A 16,898-nucleotide genomic window follows, 5' to 3' on the forward strand; every position below is an offset into this window, starting at 1 on the left:
AGAATCGGACGATTATTTGCCCATAAACAGGCCAAAATGGACCGTTTGGTCCAGTTTTAGTGTTTTCTAGATGATGAAAGATGTGCTGGAGAATCGTGTAGAAAATGCGCTTAAACCCGATGTTCGGTCAGCGCGATTGTGGATGCCCAAACGGGTTTTATTTACGCCCGACGCCCTGAATGAGCCATTTGGGCAACAAATTTACGAGCGGGTTACTGCGATGAATTTGCCCATAGAGGTAATGAAAAACAACCGCCTCACTGGTTTGCGCGGTGCCGATGAACGCGAGACATACCGCATTGCCAAAAACACACTGGCGGTAGTCAACGCGCCGCCTTCCGCAATGCGTCTGCAACCCATTCCCCCCTCGGCTGATTGGCAGATGAATCTGGCCGAAGGCTGTCCGGCGCATTGCCAGTATTGTTATCTGGCCGGTAGCTTGCAGGGGCCACCCGTTGTGCGGGTCTACGCCAATTTACCGGCTATGCTAGCCCATACTGCTACCTACGAAGGAACGTACCCACCGAATAAAAGCTGGCAAGCCACCGACCAGAACAGACCCACCACGTTTGAGGTGAGTTGCTATACTGACGTACTCGGCATTGAACATTTGACAGGTGGATTGGCGGAATGTATCCGGTATTATGGTACCCGCGAGATGGGTCAGTTGCGTTTCGTCACCAAATACGATCAGGTAGATACGCTGCTCGACCTGCCGCATAACGGACAAACACGTGCCCGATTTAGCCTGAATGCAGAGCCGGTAGCGCGCAAACTCGAAGGGGGCACAGCCTCTGTTGAAGCCCGACTAACGGCGTTACGCAAACTGGCATTCCCCCGCGAACAGGGCGGCGGCGGTTACCCGGTAGGTATTGTGTTGGCGCCCATCATGCCCATTCCGAATTGGCGGGAAGAGTACTCCCTCCTACTTGATCGTATTCACAAGGCGCTCGATTACGGCAACAACGCGGCATCCATCGATCTAAACGTGGAGTTTATCAGCCACCGGTTTACGCCCGGTTCAAAAGATGTGTTGATGGAATGGTACCCGAATACATCACTCGATATGGACGAAGCGGGGCGGGCGCAGAAACGAAATAAATTCGGGGGAACGAAGTATGTCTATCAGCCGACCGATATGAAGGAACTGAAACAGTTCTTTTACGACGAATGGGCCAAACGGTTTCCGGCTGCGCCTATTCTGTATTGGACGTAGCAGGTAGTAACCCTAGAAAACGTAGTTACGGGCCCGAAACTGAACGGTTAAGCCCATCGAAATAACGGCCATACTGAGCGATTTCTGGCTAGTCACACCAGCAATTTTTGTCACAGTACCCACCTGCGATGCCACAGGTACGTTAGCAAACGTAAATGTCGACGAGCTATAGTCGGCATTTACGTTCAGGGCTACAGACGGTGTAATGCGATAGCGGGTTGTGAGCCCTATGCCACCAGAAATTGCTTTCGATTCCTGACTGGCTGTACGAATCATGGTTGTCTCCCGGTTTACCCGACCTTCTACGCAGGTTTCGGGACAGGTAGCCCAGATTTGGCCAGCCAACGCGCGCATATCGAAAGAGAAACGGCCCGCCGGAATGGTTATATACGGCCCCGCCATGATGCTGCGGCTTTGCCATTGTCCCGATCGGCCTGTGGCGGCTGAAGCGGTAAGGTGATCTCCTGGAGAGGGGACAAAATTAGCCAGTAGGGCGGTGGGATCTATGCCGTTAAAGGTCTGTTCAAACCGCCCCATCAGCCCGAGGGGGCCGGCAAGCCGGTAACCACCCGATACGCTCATCGATTGTCCACGGAGCGCCATGCCACTACTTTGCGCAGCCGTGCGTTGACTGAACGTACCCATGGGTTGGCTAATGCCCGCAGATACCGAAATAAATCCGTTCTTTTGAAGCGTATTAAAAATAAATGCTTTTTGCGCCATACCCACAGAGGTGGTCAGCAACAGCAACAGCAACAAAAGTAAAGCGGTCCGTTTCATGATAAAGGTGTTCGTTATCAGCACTATAGTTGGTTGTTAACCCATACCACAAATGCAGTGCCAAAAAGTACTCCTTGCTGATTTTCTTTCGCTTATGCAATCGCAGCTCGTTGCTCACTTACTCCACACAATCGCTGATAACCAGTCTGTAAACGCCCGTTTTTTCACGAATGGACTTTTACCTTCTTATCGGTATAATCCGGCTTGGGGTTACAAAAGACCTGATCAAAACCTGTTCTTTACCGCAATCAGCGTTTTCACCCTTCAGCGTTTACGCTCCTTTTTAACAATAGACGAAAAGGCAATTGCCGATACAATTATTGCCCGAGCTTTACCCGCCTTCCCGCATTTTAGAAACAAAGACGGGCTAGCGACTTATAATTTTTACGCTACCCAACCGGGCGCTCATTTTCCGCATGGCTGGCTTATGCACCGGTTCAGGCATTTTAAGCTACCCGACGACATCGATGATACGGCTATGGTGTACCTGACTACCAAACCCTCGGCCGATGAACTGCATTTTCTGACCACCAAGCTGGCGCAACACGCGAATCGCACGCGGCTAACGATTCAAAACACGTTTCAGGAATACCGCGATTTAAGGGCCTATTCGACCTGGTTCGGTCTGGCCATGCCGATCGAGTTCGATGCTTGTGCCATAGCCAATATGCTGTATGGGGTGTATGAATACGGCCTTCCAATCGATGTACACGCCCGGGATAGCCTGATTTACATTGCTGACCTCATCAGCACTGATCGCTACCGCACGGACCCCTTCCGTAGCGCCCATAATTACGCCCGGACACCACTTATCCAGTACCATATTGCCCGACTAATAGGTACGTTCGACCCGGAGTTACTACAGCCCGTTCGTCAAAAACTCATCGACGATGTAAAGGCCGCTTTTTTGCAGTCGAACAGTCGATTGGATCAGGTGTTGCTGGCGATTTCGCTGATGCGATTGGGCAAAATACCGCCCGCAACAATACAACTTTCGGGCATTGAGCACGAATTTGCCTCTTTTTCGTTCTTCTTGGCGGGCATGTTATCGGCTTATCCGCAACCCTGGTTGTACCGGTGGGCAAATAGACCTTTTTGGCACATCAAATGGCGTTGCGATGACCATTGCCGGATTTTGCTGGTCGAATACCTGGTGTTACAACGCAGGTTGACCCCAATTACAGCCTAGAGTCAGGCAGCTACAGGTTGCTCTGCGGTTACCTCCCGATTCACCCATGACAGCCCTATTGCCGCCGTAATGGCAATACCAAGCATCACGGTCCATAAGGTTTGAAACCCAAATCGCTCGGCTAGTTGCGAGCCAATTATTGGGCTGATCACCTGCGCAAGTGCCCAGCCCATTGAATACAAGCCAAGGTACTGCCCCCGGTTTCGTTCGTCAGACCGATTGGCGGCAAAGCTCATCATAAACGGCATGGCCAACATCTCGCCGGTAGTAATCAGGATGATCGATACCCAGGCAATACCAGGCCAATCTGTAGTGGTCAGAATGAACAGTGAAAGGCCCGTCAACAATACCCCGGCCACTGAGATCAGCAACCGTTGTTTTACCCGCTGTTCGAGGCCGTAAACCAGCGCCATTTCAACAGCCACAATGAGCAATCCGTTAGTAGCCATAAACAGACCGATTTGTCCTTCGCTGGCACCCAGATAGTTTCTGAAATAAAGGGGGAGCATGCTGAAAAACTGCATGAACACCGTGAGAAACAAAAACAGACATGCCATAAACACGAGATATAGCCCATCACGGTATGGCGACCGAACGGCAGTCGGATGCCCAAAAGCCGAATTCGCTGTGCCCGTAATTTTGTCGGGCCGAGGCAGTGCAATAAGCAGGTACAGGGCAGCCCCTATGCAGGTAAGTCCATCTACCCAGAATAGCAGGCGGTAGTTGATCCCTGCCAGCAAACCGCCAAGCCCACCGCCAACAGACCAACCCAGGTTAATAGCCAGCCGGTTGAGCGAAAACGCCCGCGTTCGGTTATCGGCAGAACTGTAAAAAGCGAACGCTGCCGAATTAGCGGGCCTAAATGCATCACCGAGCGTTGTGAAGATAAAAACCGTGACACAGAGCCACTCAAACCGGGTAACAAACTGGAGCCCGATCAGCATCAACCCGCCAAAAAGTAGACTGAATACCTGAATCGGGTAAAATCCAATGAGGTCGGTTAGTTTGCCGCCCAGGAACGTACCCAGCAAAGAGCCCATCCCAAACAAAGCCAGTACAATGCCGGCCTGCTCAACGCTGTAATGAAGATGCCGCGTCAGATAAAGTGATAAAAACGGCAGGACCATCGTCCCCGACCGGTTGATCAGCATTACCCCCGCCAGCAACCAAACAGGTCTCGACAGACCTGAATAGGCATTCCGGTACAGTTGTTGAATCATGCTGCAAGTAGCATCAATTTCTGATGAAGTTGGCTAGCTTACTTTGCCTAAGGCAACCAGTGCCGACAGCGTAGGAACAGGACTACCCCCTGCTTTTTCAATGGTGATTGCGAATGTGTCAGCGGCGCCGATAGGGCGGTTGGTTTGCTGAAGCGAATACCGATCTACGCGATTGTTGAAAACCCCGGCATCAACCGGCTTACCGTCAACAAGTGCCCAAAGCTGGTATTGTTTGTCGGCAGCCAACGTTGGTAAACGCTCTACTTCAAGGGTTACCTGTTTTTTCTGACGATCCCAGTATACAAGTACATCGGCAGGGTCTCCCTCCGGCTTGGCCGCGGCCAGCCGGATAGTTTCCATCCCGGGCTGACGTAACAGCGTCAAAAGCTGAGAATCGCGCGTTTGCTGTTGACGCAACTGCCCCATCTCGGTTTGCAACTGCGAATTAGACAGTGCCATCTCATCAGCAAACGCCCGTTTTTGCTGGAGCTGATTCATCAGAAAATAAGCAAACGCGATAAGCACCAGCCCAACGGCAGCGGCAGCCAGCCAGGCAACCTGAAAAACCGGACGCTCGCGTATTAACGGAATTACTTTCGTTTCTTCCGATTCCTCCGCAGCCATTTGCGGATCGGCAAATGTTAACCGCTGTCGGATTTTGTCCTGTAAATCTGAAGGGGGAGCCACACTGTGCAGGAGTGCATAATTCTCCAGCGCCAGCGTAAGCCGATCGAGTTCCTGTCGGAGTTCAGGATAAATCGCCGACATACACTCTACCTCACGTCTTTCCTGATCACTGACCGTACCCAATGCGTAGGATTCAAGGATACCAGAGGTTATGTAGTCGGGAATGTTCATTGGCTAAATAGTGATTTGAGTTCATGAAGAACTGTATGTAGACGATGGTGCACTGAAGGTTCAGGTTCTTGACTTGAATTAGCCAATTGGGTAACAGATTGCCCTCGAAAAAAAACAGCGTCTAATAAAGTACGGTTTTCTTCGGAAATTGGATTGTCAACCACTTCGTAATCAATAGTAGATTTAGCAGGATCAGGCGCAGTTTTTGCCAGTACTGTAGCTACCTCGGCACGAGCTCTGTTAAGAAGCCATGTCAACAACCGAGTCTTGCGGGGGTTAAACTGGTCAAAATCAGCCCAAGCTTTCACAAAGATGGTTTCGACTACGGTGTTGGCCAGTGTAGATTGCCCCAAACTGGTGATCACGACACCATAAAGTACGTGGGCGTATTGGTCGTATAGCCACTGAAACGCTACTTCGTCGCGCTTGTTCAGCTTACGAAGTAGTAGCTCTTCTGAGACTAGATAGGATTGATGCTTCACTGGATAGAAGTATAGTGGTCAAATATAGCCAAATAGCCAACTACCGGAGGTCTGTGGCCTTAAGTGTTTGTACCCATTTCTCTTTTCCGGTAGCATCGAAGGCCCGAATTGTCAGTAAACGATTCGCCAGTGGACCGCTAACGGCCATTGTAGCAAAATTACGTTCACCCAACAGGGTTCCTTCAACTACAGTTGGCTGAGCCAGTTCGGCGGGCGTTGGCTGAGCTGGGCCCGACGTCAGGGGCGAAATGGTCACGTCGTAAAGTGGGTACGTTCCTGGTCGGTCGAGCTTATGAATGATGCTGTGATGTCGGTCGCCGGTGATGAAGAGAAGTCCCGGAATAGTAGCTTCCGCCAGTCGATTTAACAATTGGGTACGCTCTGTTGCGTAGTTAGCATAGTTTTCGAAAGCCGCCGTGGGATTTATCACCTGCCCCCCCGTAACGACAAACTTGAAAGTTGCTTTACTGAACCGAAGGGCATCGACAAACCAGTTGAGTTGTTTGCTGCCAAAATACGCCTTTACAGCACCGTCAGCCCCACCGTCAGGCTGGGCATTCGGGGCTCTGAACGTGCGGTCATCGAGCAGAAAAAATTGACAGTCACCCCATACAAACGTACCTGCACATCCTTCGTCGAATACGTAATTCGGGTTAGCCCAGAACAGCTTGAACGCTTCCAACGTAACATCTTTCATCCAGAAGCTGCGATCAGAGTCGTCAGGGCCATAGTCGTGATCATCCCAGATGGCATAATTATGTGTACTGGCCAGCAAGGGCTGCATTTCGGGCAACGACCGGGTATGCGTGTACCGTTTCAACACCCCCGTTCTTGAGTTCCAGTCAACTTCCCGGGTGTAGGTGTTATCGCCGGTCCAGAGCATAAAATCAGGTTTTTTCGCCGTCATACTCGCAAAAATGCCGTAGTTGTCACCATAAGGACGGCCAGGACGATCGTAGGGCGGTTCATTCACGTACGTGCAACTACCAAGTGCGAACGTAAAGTTGGGTGGATCGGTCCGAAACTGCCAGAGTGGTTGCGTTTGAAACGTGGTTTCGTAAGGCAAGGCTACCGGTTTACCGTTCACCAATACCTCGTAGCTATATCGCTTGCCGGGCATTACCTCATTGGCAACCAGATGAGCCGTATTCGCCTTGTCAACAGACGTTTTCACTTCCTGAGTCAGCATAACAGGCGATTTAGTTCCCTGCTCAACGTATCGGATCTGTACCCGCGCTGGTTTCTTCGTCTGTACCCATACCATCACCTCACGCATCTCGGCGTAGCCTAGCATTGGTCCCGATTGCAGAGGAAATGCAAGGGACAACTTTGCCTTACTGACCAAAGCTGACGATTGCGCAACGGCACGGGTATTCGAAAGAGAAAAAAGCAGCCAGATAAACCAGGTAACTCGATAGATCATGAAGGAACGTTTCAGTAAGAATGGGCTAAATGTACACCAATCTACGTTTTACCGGAAGCTGGTGGTAATACCGAGTTTGTATTTTTAAGCTAACTGAGCGTAGATGCTGAAACTTTCGGCCCAAAGTAGCTCCCTATTGAGGGAACCCCATCAGTCTATCTGTTGCCCCTCCGTGGATGAAATCGTATATTTGCGGCCTGTTTTTAACAACTATGCAAGCTCCTTATCAGATTCAGGGCCTCGACATACTCACTGTTGCCGGTGACTTTGGCCTGCCCCTCTACGTGTACGATGCTGACCGGATCATCCGTCAGATCGACACGTTTCGTTCATCGTTCACCGGGGTAAATCTGAAGATAAAATACGCCGCTAAATCGCTCACTAACCTGTCTATCCTGAAGCTGATGCGCCTACATGGCGTAGAGGTCGATGTGGTTTCGGTCAACGAAGCCAGACTGGCGATGCTGGCCGGATACACGCCGAAACAGATCATGTATACGCCGAGCGGCAATGCCTGGTCTGAAATTCAGGAAGCTATTCGTCTGGGGCTGCGGCTAAACGTTGATAGCCTACCGTTACTTGAACAGATTGGAGAGACCTACGGGGCCGACGTGCCTGTTTGTCTGCGCATTAACCCGAGCGTTGCCGACGGTGGTAATTTCAAGATTCAGACAGGCCATGCCAACTCTAAATTTGGTATCCCCAACGATTACCGCACTCAGGTTTTGGCCGTAGTTGCTCAGTACGGTATACCGGTGGTTGGGTTGCACATTCACACTGGTTCTGATTTCAAAGATGCAGGCACGTTTCTGAAGGGTGCCGCCGTGCTCTTCGACATGGCCGCCGACTATCCTGATCTTCAGTTTATCGACTTCGGCAGCGGTTTTAAAGTGGCTTACCGGGAAGGCGATATAGTCACAGATCTGAATGATTTAGGCAACCGCGTATCAGCCGCTTTCCAAACGTTCTGTCAGCAATATGGTCGTGAGCTGGAACTCTGGTTCGAGCCGGGTAAATACCTGGTGAGCGAAGCCGGACATTTGCTGGCTCAGGTAAATGTGGTGAAGCAACACCCAACCCGCCGCTTTGTACAGGTCGATTCGGGATTGAACCACCTCATTCGCCCGATGATGTACGATGCCTGGCACGATATTGTCAACGTATCGAATCCGGAAGGAGAGCCTACGTTGTATGACGTAGTGGGTTATATCTGTGAAACCGATACATTCGCCACCGACCGCCTGCTACCTGAGGTTCGCACCGGCGATATTCTATCGTTCGAGAATGCCGGGGCTTATGGATTCAGTATGGCCTCGACCTACAACCTCCGTGAGCGACCAGCCGAAGTATTGATCTACGAAGGGCAAGCGCACCTGATTCGTGAACGGGAAACGTTTACCGACCTGACCCGTGGGATGGTCGATGTCGCTGCGCTCGACGAAGAATTAAAAATAAATAGTGAAGAGTTAAACATATTGAATTAAGCATTGAGACGTAAGAGTCGCAGGAAACTTCCCCGCCAACTTTTACTTCTTAATTCGTAATTCTTAATTCCTAAAAAATGGGACGCGCATTTGAATACCGGAAAGCCCGAAAAATGAAACGTTGGGGGCAGATGGCTAAGACCTTCACCCGCATCGGTAAAGACATTGTTATTGCTGTAAAAGCTGGCGGACCCGACCCCGACTCCAACGGGCGATTGCGGGCTATCATTCAGAACGCCAAAGCCGCCAACATGCCGAAAGAGAACGTAGAGCGGGCGATTAAAAAGGCATCATCGAAAGAACAGGAAGATTATAAGGAAATTGTCTACGAAGGCTACGCACCGCACGGCATTGGTCTGGTCATCGAAACAGCTACCGATAACCTGAATCGCACCGTAGCCAACATTCGAAGCTACCTGAATAAGCTGGGCGGTAGTTTGGGCACACAGGGTATGTTAGACTTCATGTTTACCCGCAAATCGGTGTTTCGGATCGCCGCGGAAGGGGTAGACATCGACGAACTGGAACTTGAGTTGATCGACTATGGGGCCGATGAACTGGAAATGGATGAAGAAACCAATCAGATCGTGATTTACGGCGATTTCACTGCGTTTGGTGCCTTGCAAAAGTATCTTGAAGAAAAAGGATATGAGTTAAAGGGCGCTGAATTTGAGCGGATTCCTACCGACTACAAAGAACTTACCGATGAGCAGGTAGCCGACGTGGAAAAACTCATTGAACGCATCGAAGAAGACGATGATGTGCAGATGGTCTACCATAATATGAAGTAAATAGCCTTTATTTTGTCAGCTGGGCAGTATACGTACCTGAACTAAAACCTCAGGCCCGTGTACTGCCCAGTTTTTTTCGTTTTGTTGCCAATACTAACCCTAACCTATAGTAACCTTTTGATTCAACGGTAAATAAATGAATGTATATACGGTCGTATCTTGTTGCTACCTCTAAAGGCCGTAACCACTGTGCTCACCATCACGCTTATACCCGCCAGCGACTTATCGCCGGAAGAGGTTGATACCTTGTATGAATTAGCCCGTCGTACTGGCTTTCCACTTGAGTCGGGTTACCTGGAACGCGCTCATTTCGAGCATAATCCTACCTTGGTCATGGCGTACCGGAACAGCCGGTTGGTCGGGTTTCAATCGTACAATATGTATCGGCTCAAGACACCGTTTTTTCAGCGTCAGGTGCCATTCATATACGGGGGTCTCGCCTTTCAGGATAATTCCGTTGCCGGGCGAGGCGTTGGCTATCGACTTAGCCGCTATTACATGCAACACACCCTCGGCAGGTTCTTTTTTCTAAAAAAATACGCGTTTGCCATCAGAACACCCACTCCCCGGCTCATGCAGATCTTGTCGGTTCAACACCGACTGGTACATTTCAAAAACGGTCGACTAACTCCAGACGTCTTACAGTTTGCCCAGCAGTTTGTTCGTCACATACGGCGTTTCCAAAACCCACTGGATCATCAGTTGGTAGTGCATACCAAGCCCCTCTGCGCCAACATAAGTGACCAATGGCCTACCCTGTTTCGAGCATCGGATGACTATTATAACCAGTTGGCGTATGAAGCAGGATTGGTGAAGGCTGTGGGCGAAAAAAGGTTTCTGACCGGCAACTACCTGGTTTTACTGGGGCATTCGTCGATACGTCAGTTACTCCGTTCGCTCACAGCCCGGTAACCACTCAAAAAGACGCCGCCTTATGATCAGTAAACAGATCATGGCGGGTAAATGCGGGTTGCCACCGCGTCGCTGCACCCCGAAATTCGTATCTTTGCCAGCCAACCAACAACGTCTATGACTAAGACCTTCGCCCAACTCGACGAGCTAAACGATGTGGCTCATCAACTCATTGCTGAGGCTGCCAATCAACACGTGTGGCTTTTCGACGGAGAAATGGGAGTAGGTAAAACAACACTGATCAAAGCCCTTTGCCGGGCAGTAGGCGTAGTGAGTGTTGTTCAGAGCCCTACGTATGGACTGGTCAACGAATACTCGACCCAAACCGGTGAATCGGTTTATCATTTCGACTGCTACCGCCTCAGAAACGAAGCCGAAGCGATGGACATTGGTCTGGAAGAATACCTGGATTCGGGTGCTTACTGCTTCGTTGAATGGCCCGAACGTATCGAATCACTTTGGCCGATCCACTACTATCACATTCACCTTTCTTCCGATCCAGCCGGTATTCGGACAGTGACAACCCAACTAAAGTAGCCAACGGCCACTGCCCAACTGCCACCCATGTATGACTGGTTTTGAACAATTAGCGAAACAAACGGCTCTGTATACCAGAGAGTCTCCGGCGATGGTAAAAACCTCGCAGACCAGCTTGCTTATCGGCCTGCCCAAAGAGGTTTCCTTACAGGAGAATCGAATTGCACTGACCCCTGAAGCAGTTGCGATTCTGGTTAGAAACGGGCATCAGGTCATTGTTGAAACCAATGCCGGTGTAGGCGCTAAGTTCAGCGATTCAGACTATAGCGAAGCAGGGGCACAGATCGCCTATTCACCGAAGGAAGTATTTGAGGCCAATCTGATTCTGAAAATTGAACCCCTCGTCGATGAGGAGTTTGAGCATGTCAAGAACGGAACAACGGTTATCTCAGCCTTGAATTTACCCGCACGTGAACGTTCCTACTTCGAGAAGCTCAATGAACGTAACGTTACCGGAATTGGCTACGAATATATTGAAGATCAGGCAGGTGGTATGCCTGTAATCCGCTCGATGAGCGAGATGGCAGGTAGTACCGTAATGCTCATCGCGGGTGAGTACCTCAGCAGTAGCGCCAACGGACGGGGCATCATTCTGGGCGGCATTACGGGTGTCCCTCCTACCAAAGTGGTTTTTCTGGGGGCAGGAACCGTTACCGAATACGCCACTCGAACAGCCCTTGGTATGGGTGCCGACGTGAAGGTATTCGACAAAGACCTGTATAAACTACAGCGGTTTAAATACGCCGTAGGTACGTCGGTCTACACGTCGATCCTCGACTCGGATACGCTTACCGAAGCCATTGAACGGGCCGATGTTGTAATTGGAGCATTACGTGGCGAAGATGGCCATAGCCCAGTCATTGTGACCGATACCATGGTAAGCCGCATGAAACCAAACTCGGTTATTATCGACGTGGCGATTGACCAGGGCGGCAATTTCGAGACCTCACGGATGACATCGCACAAGCACCCCACGTTTCGGGTGCATGATGTCATTCACTTCTGCGTGCCCAATATTGCCGCCCGCGTGTCGCACACGGCAAGCATCGCCCTCAGTAATATCTTCCTGCCGTTCCTGCTTCAAACCGGCACAAACGGTGGTATTGAAGCCATGATTTACGCCAACCGCTGGTTCATGAAAGGCGTTTATTGCCACAAAGGCTCGCTCACAAACCTCTACATGGCCCGCAAATTCGGCATGCGTTTCAAAGACCTGGAACTGTTGCTCGGCGCTTCAAGGTTTTAAAATAGTTTGTGGTTTGTTGTGAGTGGTTTGTGGTTGCGCTGCTGAAGCACGCGTTCCATGGATTGGCAACGCAACCACAAACCACTCACAACAAACCACAAACTATTTTGATTAACAACAGCAACGAAAACGTCCTGATGGACGATGCTAATTCGCCCGACCTGAACAAGAAGTTGATGGGCATGGTGTCGACCGACTTTGTGAAAGTGGCCGATCAGTTGAAAGAAGCCTCCTACCAGATTCGCAAGCGTGGCTTTTCGGATTATCCGGTCTTTGTGGCGTCTAAAAAAGACCTTCCGGTTGGGCAACTCCTATACGGAGAAGGCGATCTGGGCAATTCATTCACTTACAAAGCCTCTTTTTTTGATGAGTTCGTGCAGCGCGAACTCATCGGCGAAGACTCGTACGACCTCTGGAAAGAGCATTACAAAAACCCCGACGAGTTTTGCTGCCTGTTTGTGGTCGTCGGTGAATTCACCGGCTTTATTTACATCCCTTACCCGGAAGATTAAGTGGACTTTTGAGCAATCTGTTCGGTAGTACGCTAACTTGATCAGATAAATCCACTACTTTTACGCCAGATTATGGGTGCCCACTGCCAGCCTCTGCGCTGGCCCGACGGCTTAATAGGGAACATCGGTGACGCTATTTGGCTAATCCGGGGCTGTCCCCGCAACTGTAACGCTCACATTTTGAGCCGATTGATCTACATCACCACTGAGCTCTTTTAGCTTGGGAAGGTGCCAATCGGTGAGCGAAGCCAGGAGACCTACCCATGATTCGCTGCTGCAGGGGCCACACGGAGGATGTGCCACCTACCGCCCGAATACCCAGACCCATTCGCCGGAGGGTCGTTGTTGATGAATAACTAATGGATTTTCGTTTCACAGCACTATTGCTGTGGTGTTGCGTCTCATGCACGGCATACGCGCAGGACTCTTCGTCGGTACGGCAGCTACAGACGGTAACCGTGCGCGGCTTTGCCCCTGAGAAGTTCATGGCGGGCCTGAAAGTAAAACGGGCTGATTCGGCCCTGACCGAGGCGTATCGTTACCAAACGCTGGCCGATTTTTTAGCGTTGCAGGCTCCCATGCAGTTTAAGAGTTATGGACCGGGTCAGCTCACCACGGTTGGTTTACGGGGTACGTCGGCCAGCCATACGGCGTTACTCTGGAATGGCGTCAACATTAATCCGCCTACTCTTGGCCAAACCGACTTCTCTACCATTCCCGTCAACGGATTCGATCAACTGAGCATTCAGTACGGATCAGCGGCTTCGTGTGTGGGTAGCGATGCCGTAGGGGGAAGTATTCTGTTGAACAGCACGCCCGCCTGGAAACGGCAGGGCATTACAGCTACCGTAGGTCACCGATTCGGCACGTGGCAATCAGGTCAGACACAGGCGGGAATCCGGTTTGGCACTGGTCTCCCCGGAGGTCGGCAATTGGCGGGAAAAACGCTGGTCTATGGCGGTATCAACCGCTACGCACCCAACTACAGTCAACGCGAGGGTTATTTGGTTGAACCATCGGAAACCACGCAACGGGGCTTCATTCAGGACCTGTTTTACCGCACAAAAAAACAACATCAACTATCGCTCAACATGTGGTTGACCGATAACAAACTCACTATTTCGCCCACTAGTCCAACTGGTCGCGAGGTGACACGTACCCAGGCGTATCGCTTTCTGACCAACTACGAATTTGGCGAAAGCAAGGCGGGGAAGTGGCTGTCGGGCCGGACGTTGCTGCGGGCGGGCTTCATCCGCGACATTACTGATTATGGTAAAGGCGAAACCTTCGAAACCGCGCCCAGTCATTCGGCAACCGACCGGTTACTCGTCAGGGCCGAACACGAAATCGAGCAATCATTGGGCACGTCGGGGCAATCACTGAACATACGGGCCGGGTCCGAATGGGTTCACTACACCGCCCGCGTAGATGGGTACAGCGACGGAACACTGACTGAGCAACGCGCCGATATCTACGCACTCATCCGTTATCAGCCAACCGCCCGCCTTGTTACGGCGCTGAACCTGCGGCAGGCCTTCGTGACACGCTACGATCCACCCTTCACCCCGTCATTTGGGGTTGAGTACCGACTGCTCAATCTGGGCAATTGGCGGCTCGACGGACGGGGCAATGTGGCCCGCTCCTATCGCGTCCCAACCCTCAACGAGCGCTACTGGAGAACCCTGGGGAATCCCGACATCAGGCCCGAAAGTGGCTTTTCACAGGATTTGGGTTTGAACGTGTCAAACAGTGTCCCTGGCCGGTCGATGTCTGTCAGTGTAAGCGCTTTCCGTAACCACGTAGATGACTGGACGTACTGGAACCCGGCCAAAAATTATCGGGTCGAGAATTTGCAGGAAGTGCTGGCGCGCGGGCTGGAGGTACAGGGACAGGCAGCAAAGCAGTTGGGTACGTTCCGGGTTGGTGCCTTCGCACAGTATGCATATACCCGGTCGTCGCAATTGCGCGTTTACGACCCTTCGGCCATTGATGTGGTTGGCAAGCAATTGATTTACCTACCACTACACACCGGTTCGGCTACCGCCTTCGTACAGCATGGACTTCATCGACTTACCCTCACCTGGCAGGGTAGCGACCGCAGGGCTTCTACCTTCGATAATAGCAAATACCTTCCTGAATACCAACTGGTTAATCTCCTACTCGAAACCGCTGTCCGTATCAATGGCTGGCAAGGGAAAGCGGTCATGCAAGTGGATAATCTCTTCAACGAATTTTACCTCAACGTAAAAAATAACGTCATGCCGGGCCGTAGCGTGGCGTTAACCCTTGTTTTCACGGCGAATACAAAACCTGATCAAAAGTAAAAAATGAAACACGCAATCAGCTCACGTTTATTAAGCGCAACGGCTATCGCTTTCACCGTAGCCACCCTGTTTACCGCCTGTAACAGCGACACAGATCCAACTCCCAGTGGACCATACACCAATGGGGTCATCGTGATGAATTTTGGCAATTTCAGCCAGAATAACGGTTCACTTTCCTGGCTGAATCGCACAAATAGCACAGCCCAAACAGACATTTTCCGGGCACGTAACAACCGGCCTACTTCAGGTGGTATTCAGGAATATGTTGAAGCTGGCAACCGGGGTATTCTGCTGGTCGACAATTCAGCAGCAGGGCTTGACAAAGTCGAAATCGTCACTAGCGATTCGCTTCGATCGGTGAAAACATTGGGTGCGCCCGACATTGAAAATCCCCGTTATGCCGCCCGTATCAGCGACACCAAAGTATATATCACCTGCTGGGGGACAACAGGCTCTGGTTCTAATTTTTATGGAACGGCCGGGTACGTTGCCATCATTGACCTAACAACGAACACGGTAACTAAAAAAATAGCCGTTCAGAAAGGAGCCGAATACGTGACGGTGGTTGGTAGTGAAGCTTTCGTTTCGAGCGAGTACAGTGGTGCAAACGTCATCACGGTAATTGACACGCAAACCGATGCCGTTAAGCAGCAATTGCCCGTCACGTCGGACGTGGGTAAACTGGTGCGCGACGCCAACAATAAGCTATGGGCTCTGGTAGGTAGAAACGCCATCCGGTTTAACCCAGCTACCAAGGCTATTGAAGCGACAATTCCAGTTGGCTCAACTACTAGCACAAACAGGCCGGGCGACTTAACCGTTAGCTCAGACGGACGGACGTTCTACTACACATACGCCGTCAATAACGCCAGCACCAACTACCAAACTATAGGGCAGGTTTATCGCTTCGGCATTGCGGATGCGACGATTACGCCAACTACGCCGGTTATCAATCGCACTTTTGCAGGCATTACCGGCTTAGGATACGACCCAGCTACCAACATCGTGTATACCGGCGTAACGCCTAGTTTGGCCCAATCCGGGTATGTATACCGCTACCAATCGACCGGCCAGTTGGTTGACTCAGTACGAGTTGAAATATCTCCGGTTGGCTTTTATTTCAAGTAGGTTAATGAGATAAATAGTCTCACCGGGCATGGCCCAGTGAGACTATTTATCTCATTAACCCCTATCCAATTTTACCCATTCCCCAATCAACATGAAAACGATCATGAACTGGTCGGGCGGGAAAGATTCGGCTTTGGCCCTGCACCGTATTCGGCAGCAGGGCCATTTCGCTGTTCAACGCCTGCTGACAACTATTAACGGAGCCTACGGACGGGTATCCATGCACGGTGTTCGGGAAGAGTTGATTCAGGCACAGGCCGACCGGATAAACTTGCCCCTGACTACTGTTCGGCTACCCGAAACAGCCAGTATGGAGCTCTATCAAATCACCATGAATGAGGCCCTTGATCCGCTAATGAAAGAGGGTATCACGCATGCCATTTTTGGCGATATTTTTCTGGAAGACCTTCGAACATGGCGCGAAGAACAATTGACCTCCGTTGGCTTATCCGGTATTTTCCCACTTTGGCAAACACCATCGCTCGACTTGCTGGAGGAGTTTTGGGCGGCTGGCTTTCAGACGATTGTAGTTGCCGTAAACGGTCAGTACCTCGACAAATCGTTCTGCGGACGCTTGCTTGATAGGCAGTTCGTGGTCGATTTACCCGCTAATGTTGACCCCTGCGGTGAGAATGGCGAATTTCACACGTTTGTCTTCGACGCGCCTTATTTCACAAGTGCCATCAGCGTTACGGTTGGCGAGGTAGTAGAACGTACCTACAATTTCACCGATGCCGACGGGCTGGAGCACAACTCGACTTACTACTTTGCCGACCTATTACCAGCAATTGATTGA

General features: G+C 51.0%; 16 protein-coding genes and 1 riboswitch. Of the genes, 11 read left to right on the forward strand and 5 right to left on the reverse strand.

Annotated features, from left to right (window positions below; translation table 11 throughout):
• Positions 1 to 70 precede the first annotated feature (70 nt).
• On the forward strand, positions 71 to 1,216 hold the full coding sequence (locus ACAW87_RS05980) for a spore photoproduct lyase family protein (RefSeq protein ID WP_370722246.1): 1,146 nt from the start codon (positions 71 to 73) through the stop codon (positions 1,214 to 1,216).
• A 12-nt stretch (positions 1,217 to 1,228) separates the two neighbouring features.
• Here the strand turns inward: ACAW87_RS05980 and ACAW87_RS05985 are convergent, their stop codons facing one another.
• Positions 1,229 to 1,996, reverse strand: coding sequence for a hypothetical protein (locus ACAW87_RS05985; RefSeq protein WP_370722247.1), 768 nt, complete (start codon positions 1,994 to 1,996; stop codon positions 1,229 to 1,231).
• 94 nt (positions 1,997 to 2,090) lie between these two features.
• On the opposite strand from ACAW87_RS05985, the gene ACAW87_RS05990 reads away from it, so the two are divergent.
• On the forward strand, positions 2,091 to 3,185 hold the full coding sequence (locus ACAW87_RS05990; protein WP_370722248.1) for a hypothetical protein: 1,095 nt from the start codon (positions 2,091 to 2,093) through the stop codon (positions 3,183 to 3,185).
• Between the two features lie 2 nt (positions 3,186 to 3,187).
• Here ACAW87_RS05990 and ACAW87_RS05995 read toward each other — a convergent pair whose 3' ends face one another.
• Genes ACAW87_RS05995 through ACAW87_RS06010 form a run of 4 tightly spaced genes read right to left on the reverse strand, consistent with a single transcriptional unit; the run spans position 3,188 to position 7,168 of the window.
• Positions 3,188 to 4,405, reverse strand: coding sequence for an MFS transporter (locus ACAW87_RS05995; RefSeq protein WP_370722249.1), 1,218 nt, complete (start codon positions 4,403 to 4,405; stop codon positions 3,188 to 3,190).
• Between the two features lie 33 nt (positions 4,406 to 4,438).
• Positions 4,439 to 5,263: an anti-sigma factor gene (locus ACAW87_RS06000; protein ID WP_370722250.1), complete on the reverse strand. Its 825-nt coding sequence runs from the start codon at positions 5,261 to 5,263 to the stop codon at positions 4,439 to 4,441.
• A complete protein-coding gene (locus ACAW87_RS06005) occupies positions 5,260 to 5,745 on the reverse strand; it encodes a sigma factor (RefSeq protein ID WP_370722251.1) in 486 nt (161 codons plus the stop codon). The genes ACAW87_RS06000 and ACAW87_RS06005 overlap by 4 nt, the downstream gene beginning before the upstream one ends.
• A 40-nt stretch (positions 5,746 to 5,785) precedes the next feature.
• Positions 5,786 to 7,168, reverse strand: a complete 1,383-nt coding sequence (locus ACAW87_RS06010) for an alkaline phosphatase D family protein (RefSeq protein WP_370722252.1) — start codon at positions 7,166 to 7,168, stop codon at positions 5,786 to 5,788.
• Positions 7,169 to 7,380: 212 nt separating this feature from the next.
• Here ACAW87_RS06010 and lysA point away from each other — a divergent pair, with 212 nt between their 5' ends.
• From lysA to ACAW87_RS06055, 9 genes are all read left to right on the forward strand, one after another.
• On the forward strand, positions 7,381 to 8,652 hold the full coding sequence (gene lysA / locus ACAW87_RS06015; protein ID WP_370722253.1) for a diaminopimelate decarboxylase: 1,272 nt from the start codon (positions 7,381 to 7,383) through the stop codon (positions 8,650 to 8,652).
• 77 nt (positions 8,653 to 8,729) lie between these two features.
• Positions 8,730 to 9,443 carry a YebC/PmpR family DNA-binding transcriptional regulator gene (locus tag ACAW87_RS06020; protein WP_370722254.1) on the forward strand — a complete coding sequence of 238 codons (714 nt, stop codon included), beginning with the start codon at positions 8,730 to 8,732 and terminating at the stop codon, positions 9,441 to 9,443.
• 159 nt (positions 9,444 to 9,602) lie between these two features.
• Positions 9,603 to 10,355: a hypothetical protein gene (locus ACAW87_RS06025; RefSeq protein ID WP_370722255.1), complete on the forward strand. Its 753-nt coding sequence runs from the start codon at positions 9,603 to 9,605 to the stop codon at positions 10,353 to 10,355.
• Between the two features lie 117 nt (positions 10,356 to 10,472).
• Positions 10,473 to 10,892 carry a tRNA (adenosine(37)-N6)-threonylcarbamoyltransferase complex ATPase subunit type 1 TsaE gene (gene tsaE, locus ACAW87_RS06030; protein ID WP_370722256.1) on the forward strand — a complete coding sequence of 140 codons (420 nt, stop codon included), beginning with the start codon at positions 10,473 to 10,475 and terminating at the stop codon, positions 10,890 to 10,892.
• Between the two features lie 31 nt (positions 10,893 to 10,923).
• Positions 10,924 to 12,138, forward strand: a complete 1,215-nt coding sequence (locus ACAW87_RS06035) for an alanine dehydrogenase (protein ID WP_370722257.1) — start codon at positions 10,924 to 10,926, stop codon at positions 12,136 to 12,138.
• Between the two features lie 107 nt (positions 12,139 to 12,245).
• Positions 12,246 to 12,650 carry a hypothetical protein gene (locus ACAW87_RS06040; protein ID WP_370722258.1) on the forward strand — a complete coding sequence of 135 codons (405 nt, stop codon included), beginning with the start codon at positions 12,246 to 12,248 and terminating at the stop codon, positions 12,648 to 12,650.
• A gap of 57 nt (positions 12,651 to 12,707) precedes the next feature.
• Positions 12,708 to 12,929, forward strand: a riboswitch (cobalamin riboswitch).
• 80 nt (positions 12,930 to 13,009) lie between these two features.
• Complete coding sequence (locus tag ACAW87_RS06045) at positions 13,010 to 14,974, forward strand: TonB-dependent receptor plug domain-containing protein (protein ID WP_370722259.1); 1,965 nt, start codon at positions 13,010 to 13,012, stop codon at positions 14,972 to 14,974.
• 3 nt (positions 14,975 to 14,977) lie between these two features.
• The gene (locus tag ACAW87_RS06050; RefSeq protein WP_370722260.1) at positions 14,978 to 16,102 is read left to right on the forward strand and encodes a YncE family protein; all 1,125 of its coding nucleotides are present in this window, start codon (positions 14,978 to 14,980) and stop codon (positions 16,100 to 16,102) included.
• 91 nt (positions 16,103 to 16,193) lie between these two features.
• Positions 16,194 to 16,898: a Dph6-related ATP pyrophosphatase gene (locus ACAW87_RS06055; protein WP_370722261.1), complete on the forward strand. Its 705-nt coding sequence runs from the start codon at positions 16,194 to 16,196 to the stop codon at positions 16,896 to 16,898.

Source organism: Fibrella aquatica (assembly GCF_041321135.1).
In the GTDB taxonomy this organism is placed as follows: Bacteria; Bacteroidota; Bacteroidia; order Cytophagales; family Spirosomataceae; genus Fibrella; species Fibrella aquatica.